Consider the following 2,549-nt stretch of genomic DNA (forward strand, 5'->3'; position numbering starts at 1 on the left):
ATGCGGTTGGGATGAGCGATAAGGGATTATCTTCAGCGTGTTGTTCCATCCCCTTTGGTTTTTACTTTCCCTTCTGGCTTGATCTGCTAGGATGGAGGGTCGATTGATGAATCCATCGTGTCTCTTGCCCAGACATGGTCGCACATGGTGGAAAGGCTCAAGCTTGAATGCAGGAAAGTGTCTTATGATTCATCGGTATCGTATCATACTGTAATTACACATTAAATTCAGGTGAATACATGAACTATTCGACACATGGCAAGATTGTCTCCTTTATCTGGGGCATCGCCGACGACGTACTCCGCGACCTTTTCAAACGTGGAAAATACCCCGATGTCATCCTGCCCATGTGTGTTTTGCGACGCATGGACGCGGTCTTGGAGCCCACCAAAGCAGCCGTGCTCGACACCAAAAAAATGTTGGACGACGCAAACATTACCGAGCAAAGTGCGGCACTCTCTGCGGCATCTGGTCATGCCTTCTACAACACATCCCGGTTCACACTCCGTGACCTGAAATCTCGTGGCACCCAACAGCAACTTCTGGCAGACTTCGAGGATTACCTCAACGGCTTTTCACCGAACGTTCAAGACATCCTCAATAACTTCAAGTTTCGCAACCAACTTTCCACGCTGTCCAAAGCCGACTCTCTCGGCACGTTGATCAACAAATTTCTTGATCCGGAAATCGACCTCTCCCCTGCAGGTATCGATAACCACTCCATGGGGACCGTGTTCGAGGAGTTGGTCCGCAAATTTAACGAAGAAAACAACGAGGAGGCAGGCGAGCACTGGACACCCAGAGATGCCGTGCGACTGATGGCCAACCTCGTATTCTTGCCCGTCGTTGACCTCATCAAGTCTGGAACGTATCTGCTTTACGATTGTGCCTGCGGCACTGGTGGTATGCTCACTGTGGCAGAGGAGACGTTGCAGGTACTGGCCGGCAATCGCAAACAGCGTGTCGATTGCCATTTGTACGGGCAGGAGATCAATCCCGAAACCTATGCCATCTGCAAAGCTGATATGCTGCTCAAAGGGGAGGGAGATCGTGCCGCACGCATCGTCGGTGGAGCCGAATGGTCCACCCTCTCTCACGATGCATTTCCTGCCCACGAGTTCGACTTCATGCTCTCCAATCCACCCTATGGCAAGAGTTGGAAAAAAGATCTGGAAGCGATGGGCAGCAAGGGCGGTGTGCGTGACCCCCGTTTCAAGGTAATGCATGCGGGAGAAGAGTTATCCCTTGTCACCCGGTCCAGTGATGGGCAAATGCTGTTCCTGGCCAATATGGCCTCGAAGATGAACAACAAGTCGGCCCTTGGCAGTCGGATTGCCGAGGTCCACAACGGTTCATCCCTCTTCACCGGAGATGCAGGCCAGGGAGAAAGCAACATCCGCCGATGGATCATAGAAAATGATTGGCTGGAGGCCATTGTCGCCTTGCCGCTCAATCTGTTCTACAATACCGGTATTGCCACCTACATCTGGGTGCTTTCCAACCAAAAGCCGGAACACCGAAGAGGCAAGGTGCAGCTCATTGATGCCAGTGGCTGGTACAAGCCGTTGCGGAAAAATCTGGGCAAGAAGAACTGCGAGCTCTCAAACGAGGAGATCGAACGTATCAGCCGAACTTTTCTGGACTTTGCTGAGACACCGGAGTCCAAAATTTTTCCAAACGCCGCCTTTGGCTACTGGAAGGTGACAGTGGAACGCCCGTTACGCCTGTACAGCCAACTGTCACGTGACTCAATAGAAACGTTGCGGTTTGCTTCAGGAAACAGTGAATTGCGGGCCCGACTTTATGAGGAATTCGGTGATGGCCTGTTCACCCACTTTGCCAGCATCTCCACCACAGTGGAAAAGCAACTTACCCAACTGTATAGCGACGAAGAAGAGAGTGCCGAAGAGGATGAGGAAGGCGGCAATACCAAGAAGGAGCTGCCAGAGAAGATCAAAAAGAGACTGCTGGATCCCAAATCCTGGGAAAGAGACGGGCGTCTGGTGGAGGTCGCTGGCGTATTGCGCGACAAATTGGGAGATCAGGTTTTTGAGGACCACAACCTTTTCCGACAGCAGGTGATTCAGGCGTTGGGAGAGGAAAGCATCAAGCTGACCGCCTCTGACATGAACTTGCTCCTGAGAGTTGTCAGTTGGCGCGTCGAAACCGCCGCCCCGGTCATCGCCAAGGTACACAAACCTGCCAGGGGAGCCGGGCCAGGCAAAGCAGATCCTCTGCGGGGGCTATTCCAATCGACGGTAAACGGCCGGCCATGCCTTGTGGAGTACGAACCAGATGCTGCTCTGCGGGATACCGAGCAGGTACCCCTCTTGGAAGAAGGAGGTATTGAGGCATTCATTCGCCGGGAAGTTCTTCCCTACACCCCCGATGCTTGGATCAAGGAGGGGGCAACCAAGATTGGCTACGAGGTGAGTTTCACCCGCCATTTTTACAAGCCACAACCGTTACGCACCCTGGAAGAGATCCGGGCCGACATTCTTGCCATGGAAAAAGAGGCCGGGGTATTGTTGGATGAACTGCTGATGGGA

At 52.8% G+C, this 2,549-nt stretch carries 1 protein-coding gene; it reads left to right on the forward strand.

Annotated features, from left to right (window positions below; all coding sequences use genetic code 11):
• Positions 1 to 239: 239 nt before the first annotated feature.
• On the forward strand, positions 240 to 2,549 hold a 2,310-nt coding region (locus tag HWQ67_RS20055; protein WP_255317328.1), incomplete at its 3' end, for a type I restriction-modification system subunit M.

This window comes from Candidatus Magnetobacterium casense, from assembly GCF_019173545.1.
Classification (GTDB): Bacteria; Nitrospirota; Thermodesulfovibrionia; order Thermodesulfovibrionales; family Magnetobacteriaceae; genus Magnetobacterium; species Magnetobacterium cryptolimnobacter.